General features: G+C 44.9%; 13 protein-coding genes and 1 pseudogene. 5 read left to right on the top strand and 9 right to left on the bottom strand.

What is annotated here, in order from left to right; translation table 11 throughout:
* Positions 1–164 precede the first annotated feature (164 nt).
* The 4 genes and pseudogenes from WA407_RS23390 to WA407_RS23375 form a co-directional block, all read right to left on the bottom strand.
* Positions 165–757, bottom strand: a pseudogene (locus WA407_RS23390) (LLM class flavin-dependent oxidoreductase); the annotation flags it as partial.
* A 19-nt stretch (positions 758–776) separates the two neighbouring features.
* Entirely contained in the window at positions 777–1325 is a 549-nt protein-coding gene (locus tag WA407_RS23385; RefSeq protein ID WP_336078509.1) for a GNAT family N-acetyltransferase, read from the bottom strand.
* A 288-nt stretch (positions 1326–1613) separates the two neighbouring features.
* Positions 1614–2117, bottom strand: a complete 504-nt coding sequence (locus WA407_RS23380; protein WP_013310291.1) for a ferritin — start codon at positions 2115–2117, stop codon at positions 1614–1616.
* Positions 2118–2251: 134 nt separating this feature from the next.
* Positions 2252–5200: a glycoside hydrolase family 48 protein gene (locus tag WA407_RS23375; RefSeq protein ID WP_336078514.1), complete on the bottom strand. Its 2949-nt coding sequence runs from the start codon at positions 5198–5200 to the stop codon at positions 2252–2254.
* Positions 5201–5516: 316 nt separating this feature from the next.
* Between WA407_RS23375 and WA407_RS23370 the strand changes: the two genes are divergently transcribed.
* Complete coding sequence (locus WA407_RS23370; RefSeq protein WP_336078507.1) at positions 5517–5885, top strand: DUF423 domain-containing protein; 369 nt, start codon at positions 5517–5519, stop codon at positions 5883–5885.
* Between the two features lie 91 nt (positions 5886–5976).
* Here WA407_RS23370 and WA407_RS23365 read toward each other — a convergent pair whose 3' ends face one another.
* Positions 5977–6831 carry a sugar phosphate isomerase/epimerase family protein gene (locus tag WA407_RS23365; RefSeq protein ID WP_336078506.1) on the bottom strand — a complete coding sequence of 285 codons (855 nt, stop codon included), beginning with the start codon at positions 6829–6831 and terminating at the stop codon, positions 5977–5979.
* 19 nt (positions 6832–6850) lie between these two features.
* A complete protein-coding gene (locus tag WA407_RS23360) occupies positions 6851–7585 on the bottom strand; it encodes a thioesterase II family protein (RefSeq protein WP_336078505.1) in 735 nt (244 codons plus the stop codon).
* 162 nt (positions 7586–7747) lie between these two features.
* On the opposite strand from WA407_RS23360, the gene WA407_RS23355 reads away from it, so the two are divergent.
* From WA407_RS23355 to WA407_RS23345, 3 genes are all read left to right on the top strand, one after another.
* Positions 7748–8116 carry a hypothetical protein gene (locus WA407_RS23355; RefSeq protein WP_442952051.1) on the top strand — a complete coding sequence of 123 codons (369 nt, stop codon included), beginning with the start codon at positions 7748–7750 and terminating at the stop codon, positions 8114–8116.
* A gap of 39 nt (positions 8117–8155) precedes the next feature.
* On the top strand, positions 8156–9280 hold the full coding sequence (locus WA407_RS23350) for a GGDEF domain-containing protein (RefSeq protein WP_235306269.1): 1125 nt from the start codon (positions 8156–8158) through the stop codon (positions 9278–9280).
* A 170-nt stretch (positions 9281–9450) separates the two neighbouring features.
* Positions 9451–9969, top strand: a complete 519-nt coding sequence (locus WA407_RS23345) for an NAD(P)H-dependent oxidoreductase (RefSeq protein WP_235306270.1) — start codon at positions 9451–9453, stop codon at positions 9967–9969.
* Positions 9970–10057: 88 nt separating this feature from the next.
* Here the strand turns inward: WA407_RS23345 and ectB are convergent, their stop codons facing one another.
* On the bottom strand, positions 10058–11320 hold the full coding sequence (gene ectB / locus WA407_RS23340) for a diaminobutyrate--2-oxoglutarate transaminase (protein WP_061831657.1): 1263 nt from the start codon (positions 11318–11320) through the stop codon (positions 10058–10060).
* Positions 11321–11913: 593 nt separating this feature from the next.
* On the opposite strand from ectB, the gene WA407_RS23335 reads away from it, so the two are divergent.
* Positions 11914–12600, top strand: a complete 687-nt coding sequence (locus WA407_RS23335; protein WP_061831656.1) for a response regulator transcription factor — start codon at positions 11914–11916, stop codon at positions 12598–12600.
* 5 nt (positions 12601–12605) lie between these two features.
* On the opposite strand, the gene WA407_RS23330 is transcribed toward WA407_RS23335, so the two are convergent.
* Together WA407_RS23330 and WA407_RS23325 are read right to left on the bottom strand one after the other, a co-directional pair.
* Positions 12606–15167, bottom strand: a complete 2562-nt coding sequence (locus tag WA407_RS23330; protein ID WP_336078504.1) for a hybrid sensor histidine kinase/response regulator — start codon at positions 15165–15167, stop codon at positions 12606–12608.
* A gap of 144 nt (positions 15168–15311) precedes the next feature.
* Positions 15312–17312: a methyl-accepting chemotaxis protein gene (locus WA407_RS23325; protein WP_336078503.1), complete on the bottom strand. Its 2001-nt coding sequence runs from the start codon at positions 17310–17312 to the stop codon at positions 15312–15314.
* Positions 17313–17414: the final 102 nt, after the last annotated feature.

Here is a 17414-nt window from a genome sequence, read left to right as displayed (position 1 = left end):
GAAGCCTCATTAGGAGTAGCAGCCAGTGATCCATTTTCTTTGTGTAGATTCGGCACCTGCTGCCAAATAGTGCTGGGAATCTCTCGCGCAGTATAGAGATGATATCCTCAGCAAACCGATGCAGCTGTTCAAGTTGCTCCTGCTCTCCCAGCCCATCCACGCAAAGAATTAGAAGAAAATAACGGCTCTCCATATTGTGCCGCCAGCTCCGTTGATAATGTGCTGGCGGCACTTCCATGCCATATCGGAATTTGCTGTTGATACGGGCGTGACTGGGTCGTGACCTGATACAGCGGGGACCGATAGTTGCCCTCCCACGTAACTTCTTCCTCGCTCCAGAGCCGCTTGAGCAGACGATAGCGTTCTGCTAGCGACTCTCACTGCTCTTCCTCCGTAATTCCGAACAACGGATAATGACGTGGGTCATTGCCTTTTCCGATAATCAGTTCTAATCTTCCACCCGATAAATGATCCAGTGTCGCATAATTCTCAGCTACGCGTACCGGGTCAAGAATACTAAGGCACCGTTACCATCGTCAGCAGACGAATCCGTTCAGTTCTCGCTGCTATAGCGGTCAGAACGAGTGGAGGTGAAGACGACAAAAAAGGCGTACCATGCCGCTCCCCCACACCATACGCATCAAAACCAAGCTCCTCTGCGAGCACAGCCTGCTTTATTATTTTGCTGCGAACTCCAGGCTTCTCCGGTAATCGCATTAGGCAGATTAGCCATTAGGCTGAACAATACAAACTTCATTCGTTCCCTATGATCGCGTCTAATTTTGGTTAGCTGTCTCGGCTTCATTTTTTTCACGAATGTAGGTGGAGAATAATTCAGGATTCACCACTTTACGCAGTAAATGCATCGTCCCGTTCCCTGTTCCATGGTCAAAAGCATGGATACGTTCATACCCCCAACGCTCGTACATGGATAGCAAATAGGGATGCTTTTCCGCAGTCGCCAGTGTCACAGCAGGAGCACCGACCTTGTCACGAATAATCGTTTGCTCTACCCAATTCAGCAGTTTTTTCCCATATCCTTTGCCCTGGGCAGCCGGGTCTACAGCAAACCACATCACAAACGGTAGATCGGTTATAAAATTAAGGGCTCTATTTTTGAGATGGCTAACGGTAGCCTGAATGACACCGTCTACTTCCAGCACATAGCAATCATTATTTTTAATGTTTTCTTGAATGAGAGCAACGTCTGCCTGAGCGGCAGGCCATTGAAGCTCCAACTGCCGAATTGTTTCATACGCCTCATACGTCACATACTGCAATCTTTCTGCGTCCTCCTGGAGTGCCAGACGATAGATTTCACTCATACTAACCCGCCTCCTTATAATGTTTTTATAAAACGAGTGAATCACTATATAACTATTCCCATCTATTTAATAAGATATAAAAGTTAACATAACTGTAGCATGCTCACCATTCAGCGACAAATTAATTTTTTCTATAACTCCATTTAAAATAACAATAGCCCCTCGAAAGGTGGGAGTTCGTTAATTAAAGTCAACGCAAAAAAGCCCGAAAATCGGGCTCCTCTACTTTCTAGACGAATAAAATGCTGGTCTTAGCTCCGGCATTCAAAACAAACCATGTATGCTGTATTACTCCGCAGGGGCAGTAAAGCTGCGTTTAGCAAACTCGCTGTCCAGCATATAAAAGGCGTTGCTGTCTCTTTCAATGCGCTTAAGCTTCTGGATAACACTGTCGAACAGAGCTTCCTCTTCGACTTGCTCATCAATAAACCATTTCAGGAAATGGATCGTTGCATGCTCGCGTCCATCGAGGGCCAAGTCAGCCAAATGATAAAATTTTTGTGTGTTTTGCTGCTCATGCTTGTAGCCATGCTCAAATACGTCCAGCATGGAATCGTAGCTATTTTTCGGCTCTGGCAATGCAGCCAATGTGGCGCGTCCTCTACGGTCATTAATGTATTTATACAGTTTCATGGCATGAAACCGTTCCTCCTCAGCTTGTACCAGGAAGAAGTTTGCAAACCCATCCAGACTTTCACTGGAGCAATAAGCAGCCATCGCCAAATATACGTGAGCAGAGTAAAATTCAAAGTTCATTTGCTCATTCAGAGCCTGTGCCAAATTGTCGTTCATGTCTCAGGTCACCTCGGTCATGTATGTAATGATGTAACGATCATAGTGTACCACGAATCCGATCACAAAAAAATGGACGGAAGTGAATTCAATGATCTCACATTCCGCCCGCAATTTCCACTATCAGTTCACAATCAAGGCTCCAGACCCCAGACACGTTTGTCGTTTATATACAAAGGTGCTTTGTCCCAATCCGTATAAGATGTCTTGGTTGAATCATAGGAAAAATCATCACTTTCGTTATAGTTGCTCCAGTCCGCCTTGTTCATGCGAATCTGAATATCCCCTGTATTTTCCCCTGCTGCCAGACTTCCAGCACCAGCTCCAAAGGAGATTTCCAGATAATAATCTGCACCTGTAACGGCCTTATCCAGTTTCACCAAACGTCCCTGAACGTTACTACTACCCAACTGTGCATAGTCACAATGGAATTCCTGTGACTTGTCGCCATCTACAGTATAGTAGTATCGCAGCTTGACATTTTTCAGGTCAACAGCATCTTTACCCTTGTTTACAATACGGAAAAGTGGCCGAATCTGGTTATCTCCCGGGTTGGTGTCGCCCACGCGGTATTGGGCAATCACATCTCCCGTTGCCGGAATGGGTGCTGCCGTAGGCTTGGCACTGACCTCAGCAGAATCCGGGCTGGTTCCTAAAGAACTTGTTGCATTTTCCACATAATAATAAGTGGTTTCATTCACCACTCCTGTATCCTTGTAAGTGCTGTCTGTTACCGTTGCTACTGTGGTATAAGGGCCACCACTGGTTGTCGAGCGCTTGACTGTATAGCTATCGGCACCCGTCGCTTTGCTCCAGGTTAGTGTAACCTGAGCATCCCCTGCGTTTGCCTTCACATTTGCCGGAGCTTTGGGAGCTGTCGGCTCGGTTGGTCCACTACCGTTAATGAGACGGTCATACTCGGCATAAGCCGTTGCCATATCCACTTGGGACCAGAAACGATGATACGTAAATTCTGGAGCGCCTTTATCCCATTTTTGGGTCTGATTGTTCCAAGAAGTCGTGTATTTATCTTTGAGATAAGACCATTGCGGATCTTTAGTGATATTAGGCCGGATGTCACTATAGCTGGAATACGTACCATTGCCGCCTTTGGACGGATCAGAAGCCGTAGCGTCGGTGCCAGGGATCGTGTTGCCTTGTCCAGTCTTACCGCTCCAGCCGCTCGGAATATACACTTCTTTAGTGAAATAGCGATAATAATCCTCTCGCGCTTCCTTCGTTGTAATGCCTATACCATCGTTATAACCCCATGCAGCATCAAGCAAAGCTTTAGACAGATCCTTAGCTTCCTTGCCTAACTCGGAATAGTCTCCTTTTTCAGCTTTCGTTCCAGCAGCAAAAAAAGTAAGTGCTTTAACATAGCTGCCCAGCACTCCGGCATCCTGCCCCGGATTCTTTGTTACCACATGGAGATTGGTATTCCCTTTATGATTGGTAAATCCGCTCCAGGTTTCAGGCTTTCCGCTCCATTCCAGATTGCTCGGCAGCCAGAACTCACCTTTAGCCGCTGTAGTAGCCACCTTCGGATTCTTGCCACCCAGAATACGCTTACCTTGAGCGTCCAAATAGTATCCCTGTGCATCAGTCACAGGCCGTTCGTTGGCAAATACATAGCTCTTGGACCATGCTATCCAGTTTTCCGTCACTTGTTTAGCCATTTTAAACTGCTCGGACGAAGTATCCCCTTTCTTAGCTAAGATGTAGTACAGCTCGGCAACCCGCTCGACAGGCCAAGCCTGCATCCCAAACCAGTTGTTGGATGGTGGATCGTTATATACAGGAGCCCCTGTATAAGCCATACCATAAAAGGTACTTGTGCCAGATGGATAAGCTTTGTAGGCACCATCCCAGCTATTCGTCGCTCCGCCTGCAATGGCCCCCTCATCGGATTGCAACCAAGTATAAAACTCCAGTTGGCGCTTCAGCGAGGTCGCCCAGTCCTGTCCCGCCGTTGGTGAATTCGGTATTAATCCACCATCTTGATCGGACAACGCATACGCTGCAACGACATTTTGGTAGCCCTGATGCGCATGGCTGGCACCAATTCGCCAAGCCCAGTTGCCGCTTTGGCCAAGTCCGCCGCCCCAAGCCGTATACCATGCCATTAGGTAAAGACTGGCATCCTTGCCCGTACCAGCAATAGGACTTCCATTGGAAGCGCTTCCGGTTTTCTGGAAGTATTTATCGTACATGCCGTACCGCAAAAAGTCTCCCATCTTTTTGGCTTTATCCAAATATACGGAGTTGTCATATCCCAATTCCTTAGCCCAGTACATCGCTTGAACTGCCCGTGCATCCGCATCGGTGGCATTCGTGTAGCGCCATTGCTGTGCCGGGGCATTATTTTCCTTAGTGAACAGGCTCATAAACCCTTCATTAGGCTTGCCAAACTTATGATTATCTTGTGATGGATGTGGTACAGCCTCCCAGACTGATTCCTGTTCCCCACGCTGGAAGGTGTTTACATAGGCAGCTGTATGCGACGGATTCAGAAGATTGCCGAAGCCGTACCAATTATCCACATCCAACAACCAGTGCATCAGATAAGTCTGGTTGTTGCCATAGGTTGCCTTCAGCTCAGAGTCCAGTGGATCCTTGCCAGCACCATACTGACCACTCAGACGGCTTGGGTACTGATCCGGCTGCGAATATTCTGCGGCATAAGTGGCGGGGCTGTTCGGATTATAGTTACTCATTGTCGGTTGCTCTTCCTTACCGTCCCCTTCATTAACAGGAATGATATATTTCTCCATGTTGTCCCATGCGGATTCCAAATGCCCCCAATCCCCGGTATAATGACCATACAGCACTTCCAGCCACATCCAGTAGCTGTACGCTTCCGAAGTCGTTAAGTGTCCGTAATCCGGAGCCTCGCTCATGAGCGTTTCAACAGAATGATAAGGGATGCCTTCTTTTGAAAAGTATCCGCTAGCCGGATCCTTTAGCTGTTTATATAGTTGTAGAAAACGTGTCGATTCCGGTGTTGCGGCTGATGCACGGTCGGGTCCTGCCTGAAATAACCCCAAGGTTAACGGAAGTACCAAAATGGCTGACATGACCATAGAGACAGATTTCCTGAACACGGATTTTCTGCTGATCACTTTTGCATTCATCCTCTCCATTATCAATTTTGGCTTTACACAAGAATTTATTCCGAAAAACGACAGCATAAAAAGACAGCATCATCACCTCACTTTTCCGTAAAAAAGGTGGAGGACACGCTGTCTATTGCTCCAAATGCTTCGCATTGGCCCTGGAAAAAATATATCATACTAGGCGCCAAATGAGAGTCGAAAAATTCTATAAGTTTAGAGATTCACAAGGAAAATTGACGAAATCGATTGGAATCGGTACTATTTCACAGGGAGGCGTTAAAACATGAAAATTTTGCTATTGCTTGGTTGTATCGTGATGTTTTTAGCCGTAGCTCTGGGAGCGTTCGGCGCGCATGCATTGAAAAAAAGACTTTCCGCAGACATGCTCAGTATATTCCAGACAGGAATTCAATATCAAATCGCTCATGGACTGGGTTTGCTACTGCTTGGAGTTCTTGCTGACAGCCTTGTCCATTCTTCTCTCATCGTAACCGCAGGTTGGGTTATGCTGGTGGGTATTCTCCTGTTTTCCGGCAGCCTGTACGCCCTTAGTATATCCGGTGTGAGAAAGCTTGGAGCAATCACTCCCCTTGGCGGGGTGGCTTTTTTGGCAAGCTGGGTCATTGTGATCGTGGCGGTTGTGCAAGGTTAGAGAAGGATAAAGGAACGGAGACTTGGAAAAGGAGGCGCTTCCAAGTCTCTCAATTACTAACGCAGCATTCCTGATTATATGAAAGAATGCACTATCTCGTCTGCACTTGTTGCGCTTTCTGAGCGGCTATCCAATGACCTTCGATATAACGTCTGGATTCAGCCATCTCATGCTCCTGAGCAGCTTCCATAATAATATGAACCCCCGGCTTGTACTGCTCCAGTAGTTCCATGTAGAGGCCATAGTTCATGTCTCCAAAACCCGGCGGCACCGTCTCAATTTCACCTGACGATGACAACCGCCGGTCTTTGGCATGCGCTGCGATAATCCGGGGGCCCAGCAGTTGGAAAGCTTCGCGGATGATCTCATCCTGTTGCGCCAGATTTTCCGTTTTCAGCAGATTACCCGGATCAATCACAACACCGATGTGTGAAGAAGGTACTTCCTCCAGAAAGGTAGCCAACTCTACGGCGGTTCCGACCAAGTGATCGTTTGCAGCTTCCAATCCTACGAATACGCCCCACTTCTCCGCTTCATCTGCTAATTCACGTACTACTTCCCTTACAACTCTCCAGTCACGTTCCGTATAGGCGGTACCGTCCTCATTACGTCCGACTTCAGCTGCAACCATTGGTGCTCCTAACAGACCCGCATATCGGATCAGCTCTTTGAAGCGCTCTACATTTTCACGCAGCAATTCCTCATCCTGTATAAAAAAATGTAAATAGCACCCGAGCACCGATATGGATACACCATGCTTACGAAATTCTTCTGCGATAGACAGTGCCAATCCCGGATTGAACTTACCCGGTTTATTAAAATCCACATCACTGATCGCTCTCCACGGAGCCAGCTGAACATGAGTAAAGCCCGCTGCGCCTACCTTTGCAGCCAATTCGCGATAAGGCAACTTGCCAAACAAATGTGCCAATACACCTACTGTCACTAAAAATCACCTCTTATTTTTATTGTTGTATGCTACTTGTTACCGTACTCTGCTCCAAGGTCTCATTGATGATGTGCGTAATCCGTTCCACTTCATCATGAATAAAAAAGTGTCCTCCCTCAAAGGTAAACATACGAAATTGCTGATCCGTATGGTGTGCCCATGCCTCCGCATCTTGTAAGGTCACCGTGTTATCGGTCATTCCCGTCAAAGCGGTGATAGGACAATGTAAAGGTACGGCTTTAGCCATGTACTTGTACAACTCGACAGCTTTGAAATCCGCTCTTAACACTGGCATAAAATAGTCGTATAATTCCCGATTGTCAAAAATCGCTTCCGAAAGCTGACCGTACCGCTGCAAATGCGTCCTGAACTGATCTGCGGGCAGATCGTGTAACCACGGGGAATTTCTTGGGACATGCGGTGCCCGTCCACCTGAAACGAACAGATGAGCAGGCTTTCCATATCCACCGGCCACCAGCTTGTAGTACAGCTCGAATGAGATCATCGTCCCCATACTGTGTCCGTATATGGCATAAGGATCGCCCGGGGCTATCTCTTCGCTGATCTTGTGCAACAGATCCTCGCTCATCTCCTCAATGCTTTCCTTTAACGCTTCCCCAGAACGAATACCTCTGCCCGCTAATTCCAGTGGAACAAGCTTGATCTGCGGAAGCAGCAACTTTTTCCATTTGAAGCTGACCGACGCCGATCCGCCTGCATACGGGATGAAAAATAATGTGATAGGTGCCATTCTTGCAACCTCCTGCCTTGCTAAGTTCTAACTTTTTTATTTTAGCATAAAAAGGTATATTTACCCATTTCAAATATTTTGCAAATTCCATAAGAATGGTTTAGAAAATCAAGCACATTTTGTATAAGGCAGGAAATGTCTTTCTAAAGAAAGAACGGCTTTATGTTTGAATATAATCATGTGTTGGGTCTTTTGACGGGTACAGTGGCATGGAACTTTATAGCTATTACTCAATCCATTCTCGGTATTCAGCCCGAATGGGATGGTCTGCGTATTGATCCGTGCATTCCTACAGCCTGGGACGAATTCACAGTCATCCGTGTCTTCCGCGGTGATACCTACGTGATTCATATCACGAATCCACAACATGTCTCCAAGGGTGTAGTTACAGTTACCTTGGCACCGTCCTTGCGAATAATATCCTGCCGGTTGAAGGGGACGGGGCTATCACCAAGTAAAAGTGTTGCTAGGCTAACAAGTTCATGGCCTTCAAAAAAATTAGCTTCAACTTCATCACATAGTATCTTATAATACGAGAATGGCTAAAGATACATTAAGTGTGGTGACATCATGAACAAGACAAAACGGCTTACTCAAACCATGGATTACAAAACAAAGCAAGCCCGCTGGGTACGCAAAATGTTATTACTGTATTGGATGATTATAGCTGTACATTTTATCGTCCAGCTGGGCAGCTACTTATTTCTTGATTACCACGCTTCGCCTTATGAATTTTACGTCGGAACCCTTATTGTTCCCACGCTAATCATGAGTGGTTCCAACTTACTGGCAGAGTTGGCTCATTTTAAATTTAACAGGTATTCTTTTGCGATCCTGTTTATGGCAAGCACCGTCATTTGCTGGATGATTATTCGCCTAAATTATGATATTCGGATTATTCCTGCGCTATGTTTGTTGCCTATTTTCTCTTCTATTCTGTTCTTCAATCGTCGCTTAATATGGCTTTCCTTTGTATTGCAAGTGGTCGTCTTTTTTCTGTTGCTGGCAGCAGATGGATCATTCCGCAGCTATTTGTCAGACTTTGATATCGTGGCGATTCCAACCTTTTTAATTATGTCCACCTTTATTGCTCTCATTATTCAGGCCAGCGGCCGCGATTTGTTAGTGGATTTGTATAAAACAAAGCGCGCCCAACAGGAATTAATGATCAGTAACGCGATTATCAGCAAAATGTCAATGACTGATGGTTTGACAAAGCTGTACAATCATTTGTCCTTTCAAAACTTTTATGAAAAAGCACTCGAATATGCGGAACAAGGCGCGATCATCCATCTGGCGTTAGTGGATATTGATAATTTCAAGAAGATCAATGACACTTACGGACACCAGTTCGGAGATAAAATTTTGGAAGGCATCTCGCAAATCATTACAGAACAGATTACCGCAAATGACATTGCAGCTCGCTATGGCGGTGAGGAATTTGCTATTTTGATGTTCGAGCATACTTTCGAAGAAGCTTATCAGATCGTCGAAAACATCCGGCGTGAAGTGGAGAAAATGACCTTTCAGGAGAAATTGCAAATCGTTTCTGTAACCGTAAGCATTGGACTGAAAAGCTATACAGAGGAAATGAACAAAGATAAAGATGTATTTTTTCAGCAAGCAGATGACTATCTGTATCAAGCTAAGCGCTCCGGGAAAAACAAAATTGTTGCTCTTAATCATATCGCTTAATGTAAAAACACTTCATTTGTTGAGACTCCGGCATGAGCTTGCCGGAGTCTTTTGAATATAGAGCTTAAAATGTAATAGAGTTGACAATTCCATAAGTTGAAACTAAAATTGTTACATATGTATTGGTTATTTACTTACATTAAATAAGTTCGAAGGAGATGGTTTTTTAAATGTCAACCCTCGTTATTGTCGTTCACCCTGATCTTGCGGAATCTCGCATTAACAAAAGATGGGTGCAAGAACTCAAGAAACAATCTGACGTAACCATTCACAACCTGTATGAGGTATATCCAGATGAGCAAATCAATGTCGCCCAGGAGCAGGAACTGCTAGAGCAGCATGACCGTATCGTTCTGCAATTCCCTTTTTACTGGTACAGCACTCCTTCCCTGCTGAAAAAATGGCTGGATAAGGTTCTAACCTACGGCTGGGCTTATGGAAGCGAAGGTGGCAAGCTACAGGGCAAAGAGTTGTTGATCGCCTTGTCTGCTGCCAGCGTTGAGGAAAATTATCAACATGACGGACGGAACAGGTATACGATTGAAGAGCTGTTGAGACCTCTGGAAGCTACAGCCCATATGATTGGTGTCAAATTGCTCCCTTATTTCGTACAATATGGTGCTGCAGTATTGACCGATGAGCAACTAGAGCAATCCGCACAAAAATACGCGCAAACGGTTATTTCTTAATTTTTTACTAGAAAGCCCCTTGGACGGCGCCCGCCATACCTGCTTTACAGCAGACGGCAGCTCCAGCCAAGGGGCTTTACTGATCGATTTACATCGTAACCAAGGTACTGGTTACTTGTGCCATACTTTCTTTAATAATTTCGCAGCCCTTACGCAAGTTTTCCAAGCTTATCGTTAACGCTGGCATAATTTTAATTACCGTATCGTTACGCCCAGCACGTTCAATAATGAGTCCCCTACTAAAGCAGAGAGACGCTACCTCCTTGGCGAACGCTTCTCCCAGATGAGACACATCAATCCCCCAGATCAATCCCATGCCACGAATTTCAATAAGAGGATCTATCGATTGGATATGTTCACGCAAGAACTGCTGAACAAATGCCTCTTTTTCCTTCACTTGTGCTTCCAGCTCTACCGTATCTCTGAACTCCAGCGCAGCCTTTGCCCCGACGAAAGCAAGCTGATTTCCACGGAAGGTGCCGTTATGCTCACCCGGACTCCATATATCCAATTCTGGCTTGAGTAGCAACAGAGACATTGGCAATCCGTATCCACTGATCGATTTGGACAAAACAACCATATCAGGAACGATTCCCGCCCGCTCGAATGAGAAGAACGAACCAACCCGGCCGCAACCGACTTGAATATCGTCAACAATGAGTAAAATATCATGATCATCGCACAGCTGTCGCAAATCACGCAGCCATTCGGTCTCTGCAATATGAATACCGCCTTCAGCCTGTACCGTTTCCAAAATGATCGCGGCAGGCTTTTCCACACCCGAATGGGTGTCTGTTAAAAGCTGCTCCATATACAAAATGGTATCCATTCCGTTAAATGTGCTGTTATAAGGTATGAAGGTAACATTGTTCAGGGGAACCCCTGCGCTCTCTCGCATGGAGTTGTTGCTGGTAATAGATAAACTGCCCAGCGACATCCCGTGGAACGCACCCATAAAAGCAAAAATACCATTTCTGTTTTTCACCTTGCGTGCAAGTTTCAGTGCTGCTTCCACTGCATTGGTTCCGGTCGGTCCGCAAAATTGCAGCTTATAATTCAAGCCCTTGGGCTGGAGAATACGCTCTGAAAAAGACTCCATAAACTCTTGCTTGGCCGTCGTGTACATATCCAGACCATGCATAATCCGATCGGAAGTTAAATAATCCAATATCCGGTTTTTCATAAAATCATTATTGTGCCCATAGTTCAAAGCCCCTGCACCGGCAAAAAAGTCAATGTAACCCTTGCCTGCCTCCGTGTACAGTACATCGTTTTTAGCTTTGTTGAAAACAACTGGAAAACTTCTGCAATAGGATCTTACATTGGACTCCAGCACTTCGAATGTGTTCATGATCTCTCGTCCTCCCGCTGACCTGATTTTAAAAAATACAAGCATGGAAAGCAAAAAAATGTAAATATGTAATCTAAAAGAGTAGACAGTCTGAATTCACAATGGGATATCCACACCAAAGAATCATAAGTATGATCGCAAGAACAATTAAAGTACGAAAATTAAATACAGAGATAGCACATTGAGAGTAAGTTAGTAGAAGATTAAATAGTGGGTTTTTCTCTAAGAGGCCTATCAGAGGATGTCAACTCCTATGTAATAAAATACCATAATTTTCATTTAAGTCAATGCATGTTTCTGAGATGTTTTGTTAATTTTTTGTAATTTATCATCAACGACTTGTAGTATATTGTTATAAGAAAACGAAAAATGTCGAATTATAGAAATAAATCTCAAAAATAGTACATTTCTATATCAAATAGATATACATCTGGACTATTTGTCCACAGGATTGCCACAACAAGCCTGATCTTTTGACAGACTGTCCAAAGGAGTTTACTCTATCAACAGGACCTGCCAAAAACTTGTTGTAAACATTGCAGTTATCCTAACTATTTCGCTCGAATTTGATAGAAAGATAAGGAAATATGATCATGTCTAATGTTTTAATTATTGAAGATGACAATATGCTGGGAGATACCCTTTCCTTGTATTTAACAGGAGAAGACTACAATGTTACTCGAGTGGAACAAGCGTCTGAGGGTATTGCTAGGCTTGAGATCGTACAGCCCGATATTATTTTGTTGGATCTGTTGCTTCCAGATTTGGATGGAATAAATCCCTGCCCACTGATACGCAAGCATACGGACGTGCCCATCATCGTGATTTCTACAGAAAACAACATATCAGAGCGCATTCGTACACTTACGTTGGGAGCAGATGATTATATTTGCAAGCCTTTTAGTATGCAAGAGCTAAAAGCACGGATGGAGGCTCTTTTCCGTCGTATTGAAATCACACGCTTGCAAGGAAGAGGCAGAGCACCTGAACCTGAAACGGGCATTACTTTGGATCTAGCGAAAAGAATGATTACCGTTAACGGACAGAATGTGGAGACAACATATTCAGAATTTGAGCTCATGAAGCTTTTTTATTTGAACCGGGGAATTGTATTCAGCAGGTATGCTTTGATTCAAGCTCTCCGTGGCACAGACTCCTTTATTAATGAGAGGGCTGTGGACGTACATATTAACCATTTACGCAGAAAAATTGAAAAAGACCCTAAGAAACCGCAATTGATCAAGACCATCTGGGGAATCGGCTACAAATTTATGCAATAATACGGTCAGCTCCAGGGAAGTGATGACTTGATCTGATTAATCTCCTTCTGAACCGTACTGAGTTGCTCTTTCCAGTCCGGATACAGTTCACCTGTTGAGGTTTCATTGCTGCGCTTCAATGCCTTTTCCAGGTCTATCACCTTTGCCAGCAGCTCTGGCGCGCATAGATTCCCCGTTCCTCCCTTAAGCGAGTGGATTAATCGAAGAGCAGAAGATAACTGCCCATTGCCCATTTTTTTCAGTACTCTCTTATCAAGATGCTGGTATTCTTGAATCCATTTATAAAGGGCAAATTGAAAAATGTACACCTTGCCATCCATAGCGGCTATCGCCTGATCTGCGTAAATACCATGTAAATCTTGCAGCCATGCTAAGTTAATCCAACTAGTTAACACTCTAGCAGCGGTCAGTTCATGGATAGGCTTGAGAAGCACGGCATTAATACCGGCACGAAGACAAACTTCCTGTTCATGCTGCACAGCATCAGCGGTAAAAGCGATAATGGGAAGCCTGTTAAAAGCTTTGTTTCTCCGAATATGTCTCGCCGTCTCAAAACCATCCATCTCTGGCATATGCAGATCAAGCAACACCATATCCCAGTAACGCAGTTCCAGTAACGCTATTAGTTCTCTTCCGTTCGTGACCATCGTTACCTCAAAGTTACGCTCTGCTAAAAACTCGGTAATCACCACCTGGTTAATTTCGTTATCCTCTGCTATGAGAATTTGATAATTCTGTGTTGTATCCCCCACCTCATTGCGGGAACTCATGGTCATATGAGTCTCCAGAGTATTACCATCTGCAGGCACTGACTGTTCCTTCTTCCAGCAGAGAACCTCCAGCAGAGCGTTCCGGGTAACGGGCTTGGACAAAAAGGCATCTATCCTATGATCCATGTCCCCATCAGCTATGGTTTCCATCTGAAACACGGTTGTAAGTCCAATGATCTGAGTTATCTGCCTATCCAGCATTTGAAGCCATTGCCTCCGGGAGTCCAGTTCTCTAAAACCTTCCATCCCCATATCAATGATAACAAAATCAAAATGCTCACCCTTTTGAAAAGCGTCCATACTTTCTTGGAAGGATGAAATAGTGAATGGTTTTAGCCCCAAATCTTGCAGTAATTCGTTCAAACTGTACCTCACCAGTTCATGCTGCGCAACAATTAAGGCTTTGCCTTTGATTTGTTTTTCTATTTGTGTGCTTCCCGCATTCAATTCCCCGGTATCCAACTCGACATTAAAGTAAAATTGACTGTACTCTCCTAATCGGCTTTTCACTTCTACTTTCCCGCCCATAGCTTCAGCCAAATGCTTGCTGATGGCCAAACCCAGCCCAGAGCCCCCATATCTGCGGCTGGTTGAGGTACTCGCCTGGATAAAAGGGACGAATAGCTTGTCCATACACTTCTCGGAAATTCCTATTCCCGTATCTTCTACCATAAAAGAAACGCCTACTCGTCCGCCCTGCTGACTGAGCATTTTCACCTGTAACAATACATGTCCCTGATCCGTAAACTTGATAGCGTTGGTCAAAAGATTTGAAAGCACCTGCTCCATTCGAAGCGGATCTCCCTTAAACCTTTTCGGTAACGCCAGGTCCGTTATAAATACGATCTCTATTTCCTTACCTTCCAGCAAAGTTCCAACGGTATCTGCGAGATGCCGAAGCATTTTTTCCGGCTCAAATTCTACCTTTTCCAGTTCCAGACTGCCGGCTTCCATTTTGGAAAAATCCAATACGTTACTGAGCATGGATGAAAGGGTACGCGAGGAGGCAAGAAGCTTGTGGAGGTAATCTCTTTGAACGGCAGTCAGTTCAGTCTTATTCAATAGCTTTGACAGACCGATGATTCCATTCAGCGGGGTGCGGATTTCGTGACTCATATGAGCCAAGAAGATGCTTTTCGCATGGTTAGCTTCGTCCATCTCCTTTCTCTTCTGCTCTGAAGCTTTGTACTCCGTAATATCCAACACGTGACCGATAACATACCTAGTAATCCCGTCCTCCTTAACCGGATGTAAGGTAATGAGAGCCGAATATTCCCAAAACTCCAATTCAAATACGGCTCGATCACCAAACCAGGCTTGCTTGTAGTATTGACTAAGCTGCTCCATCGTTTCAGAGGAAAGCTCCAATATGTCCCCGAGACGCTTCACATGCTCCCTTTTGTTGTAGTTGACTTGCAGATTCAGACCTACGCGCTTCAGCAATTCCCCTTCAAGCAGCTTATAATAAAATTCATCACCACTTTTCTCCAGCCTGAAGGTAAAACCCGGTTGGACCCGAAGTAAATTCAGCAGATCACGGTCTTTGTTTAACAAACGTTGTCCATATGTATACTTAGCGGTGGTTAAAGTGTGCACAAACAGAGTCATGAACATTAGACCAATCCCTAGCTCCAGCAAGCAGGTCAGCAGTGTTTTATCACTTATACCAATACATAAGAGCAGAATTCCTGCCACTCCATAAAATACACCTGCGATCGTCTGACGAACAAGCTGACGCTGAAAAACCAAAACTAACAATAATATCACGATAGCACATAGCATTAAATCTCGAACCAAGTGTTCGCCCCCTTATAATCTTCCATGTTTTGTACAATAAATCGAAAATATAAAAAACTCAGGACAGATTCCTTATGCCATAAGGCTTAAAGAACTGTCCCGAGCATTCATTGTACTATAGATTCCATAGGGTTCAAGCTCGTTTTAATATTTGAAACGACTGATCATCACCTTCAAATCAGTAGCCATGGTTGAAAGCAACTGTGCAGAAGCTGATATTTCCTCCATGGAAGCCAGCTGCTCTTGTGAGGAGGCGGCAACTTCCTCAGATGTGGCGGCATTACCGGTTGCAATCGTCGCAAGTTCGTTGGCTGTCGCTGCAATCTCTTGTACACTGGCTGATATTTGCTGTGCAATCGCAGCGACCTCCTCTACCTGAGGTGTTGTCTCTCGAATGCCTTCCATCGCATGACCCAACTTGACAATGGTTGCTTTGGAAATCTGCAGTCCATCCTGCACCTCAGTCGTAACCCTGTCCATCGTCTTCACTGTTGTTTCGGTTTCATGCTGAATTTCGGCAATCAAGGTGGCAATCTGTGTGGCGGATGTCTGAGACTGCTCTGCCAGCTTGCGCACCTCATCAGCAACGACGGCAAAGCCTTTTCCATGATCACCCGCTCTGGCTGCCTCAATAGCTGCATTCAATGCCAGCAGGTTTGTCTGATTGGAGATATCGCCGATAACCTTCGTAATTTCACCGATTTCATGAGAGCGGGCTTGCAAGGTTTGAATCATCTGGTTGGAACGCTCTACTGATTGATGAATGGAATTCATTTGCTCACCTGTCTGCTCAACAGACTTTCGTCCTTCCTCGGCTTGCAAGGCAGATCGTTTGGCCAAATCGGCTACCGAAATCGAGCGTTCAGCGATTTGGGTGATTCCTTGTGCAATTTCATCGAGGGCCACCGAATTATTTTCCAGCCCTGTAGTCTGCTTCTCTGCACCACTGGCTATTTCTTGCACAGCCTGGGACACCTGCTCACTTGCAGCACTGGTTTGTTCCGCGCTTATTGTCAGTTCATTCGAAGAAATTGCCACATGATCTGCACTGTTCCCTACGTTCTGAATGACAGATCGCAAGTTATTCTGCATATTTTGAAAAGCCACTCCTAATTCTCCGATCTCGTCCTCGCTCTTTACTTGAATGTCCTGTGTCAGATCTCCGGCGCTCACATTTACCGCTTGTTCTTTTAACTTTAAAATCGGTTTGATGATGGAACGGATCAGGAAATAAACGATGATAATACCAATCACAAGACAACCGATGATGGTTAGTAAAGTGCTGATCAAAATCGGTCCTGCTGCCTCATCGACTTCAGACAAATATAGCGTTCCGCCTATCTTCCAGCCAGTTAGCTTGTTAGTCGCATAGTTCATATATTTGGGCTGTCCTTCATACTCATACTCGTATTCACCAGTATCGCTCTGAAACATGCGTGATTCAATATCTGTAATTTTGGTGCCTGCTTCCTTCGTCGGATGTACAATGTAAGTATGGTTGCTGTCTAGCAATATAGCATAACCCTCATGACCTACTTTAATATTGTTCAACGTCTCTTTAATACCACTTATTTTCAGGTCAATGCCAATAACACCCGATCCATCTAACGTTGCCTTGGACACCGTAACCGTCATTTGCTTCGAGCTTGCCGAAAGATAGGGAGAACTAATCGCTGTCTTTGCTTGCTCCTTTATCGCTTTATCGTACCAAGGTCTGACTCGTGGATCATAATTATCCGGTAATTGCTTCTGTGGATAGGTTGTAAATTTACCGTCCTTCGTACCATAAGAGATGGATTCTGCTTCAGGATGAAGTGCAGCATATTGCTTGAAAAACTCTTCCAGTTTGGCCTCTTGTTCCTCCGTCTCTACCCGATTGCCTTTTAGTCTTTCTGCAAAATATTCTGCGTCATGTACCTTGGGTTCAATAGTACTATCAATAATAAAATTAGTGCGGATGATAGCCTGCTCGGCACTTTCTTCAATCTGTTTTCGAATCTGCTGACTCGCGCTTATAAACGACAAAGCCCCCACGATCATGGACGGTAAAATCAGAAATGCAATAAAGGCGACCATTAGCTTCGTTTTAAAATTTTTGCTGAGCATCCTTGCGACTAGCCACTTTTTTCCCGATAACTTCTTCATTAATAAACATCTCCATTTCATTTCCTGGATTTCCTAACCTATGGCGAATCTCTTCGTCTTGCCGATGACGACAATCACCCGACAGACTCTCTTTCACATTTT

The sequence above is a fragment of the Paenibacillus sp. 203 genome, from assembly GCF_037027525.1.
Lineage (GTDB): Bacteria > Bacillota > Bacilli > Paenibacillales > Paenibacillaceae > Paenibacillus > Paenibacillus polymyxa_B.
The sequence above is the reverse complement of the archived record's forward strand: the minus strand, read 5'-3'. Positions and strand labels throughout refer to the sequence as shown.